At 54.2% G+C, this 1,612-nt stretch carries 2 protein-coding genes; one reads left to right on the top strand and one right to left on the bottom strand.

From position 1 onward, the window contains the following. The first annotated feature begins 426 nt into the window (after nucleotides 1-426). Complete coding sequence (locus DMG62_23975; protein ID PYY20110.1) at nucleotides 427-735, top strand: hypothetical protein; 309 nt, start codon at nucleotides 427-429, stop codon at nucleotides 733-735. Between the two features lie 341 nt (nucleotides 736-1,076). Here DMG62_23975 and DMG62_23970 read toward each other — a convergent pair. Continuing rightward, nucleotides 1,077-1,612, bottom strand: a 536-nt coding sequence (locus DMG62_23970; GenBank protein PYY20109.1) for a hypothetical protein, incomplete at its 5' end; no start/stop codon positions are given.

Raw genomic sequence — 1,612 nt, 5'->3', positions numbered from 1 at the left:
GCGTAATTAAATGTCGGCAAACCCATCACAAACTATGAACTTTGATATAACCACTATCCTCGCCGTTATCGCGATCGTCTTCGTGCTTATCTCCTACATCGCCGCTGCGCCGCTCGTGCCCATCGCAGTAATTCTTCTTGCGCTGGCGATCATATTCAGAGGACGTGGACGCGACTTGCGTCCTTAAGGCCTCAATAAATCCAAAGCATTCGGCGTAAACAAAACTTCGGCTGATAGCGCAAAAAAATGACGCAGTAGCCAGTCTCAGCTCGGTGGTGGGGGCCCGCACCGGGTATCCGAATTTCTAAACCTAGAAGCCCACCGAATACGCTGTTCTTATGACCGCAATTTTTTTCGCCTTCGCTTGCGATGTCCGTCCGCTACCGCTTAAAAGTTACAGCGCTGTAACTTTTGTCCGGGGAAATATTGACCTCCGGGCGTGAATACGTTCAGTTGAACACGCTGCGCTCACGGCAGCTTCACCATGCTCTAGAGAAGCTTAGCAAGGCGATTCGTGAAGTGGAAGCGGTCGTCGAAACCATGCGCGCTGAGCACGACCCACTGGCGTCACACATCTTCATTTCACGCCGCCACTATCGGAACGCCAAGGATACAAAAGGCGGAAAGCGTCGCGAGATAAACGCTCGATTGAGTTTCAACACAGCGTGCGAATTGGGCTTTCGCGGGAGTTTGGATGAATGGGAGCGGTTGATGGGTGCAGTTGCGCGTAGGTAGCGACGGATAGCTACCGGGCTGCTGAGACGATTCCACGCGCACGCGATGAACCGGTTAACGCCATTGCATTTTGCTCCAGGCCAGCTTATCTGTTCGATTGAACATAATCCAGCCAAATAACGGCCAGGCACCATCAACAACGCAGGATGCGCGGCCGCGGTACACTGGCGAGCGTCTGTTGCGTGAACGACCCAAAATCTATCGCCAACTAGTTCGGTTATTCCGTGAGGGATGGTCAGCAAACAAAATTTACAAATGGTGTCACGTCACCAGAGAAACGGTCCGGGCTGTCGAACGGCGCGAAGCCGTGGAGATAAGCAATACCTCGGATGCGCCGCCCGTTACAGGTGCTGTGGCTTTTTCTTAGTCTTGGCCGGATCGACTGTGTCGGTGTCCTGCACCGGTGTGTGCTGCCCCGGTGTCGTCCCTTTGATGTGATGCGATGGCGTGTTATCGAGGAACTTCGGCAAGTTATGTGCGCGTACCTGCGTGAATGCCTCAAAGCCGGATGCGAGCTTGATCAGCGCGGGCTCACTGAAAGCAGTGCCGAGAAAGCTGATGCCCATAGGGGTACCAAGCACCATCGTGGCCGGCACTTGAATGATAGGATAGCCAGGTGCAGCAGCCAGGCCTGAGCTGGCGAAGTAGAATCTGCCGGTATCGCTATAAAGTAGGTCGGTCTCCCACGCTGGATTGTCAGTAAAGGAAACAACCGCATCGAGGCTGAATCGTCTAAGTGCCTCGTCGATGCCGTTGACGCCAGCGTCGTGGTCGATTTGCAGCGCCTCATTGTACGTCACCCCATTGAACAGTGGCTGCGGAGTATTGGGCCCTTGGGCCAGCGCGGCACAAAGAACGAAGATGTCCTGATTGAAAA

This window comes from Acidobacteriota bacterium, from assembly GCA_003225175.1.
Classification (GTDB): Bacteria; Acidobacteriota; Terriglobia; order Terriglobales; family Acidobacteriaceae; genus Gp1-AA112.
This window is presented reverse-complemented; position numbering and strand designations above follow the sequence as displayed.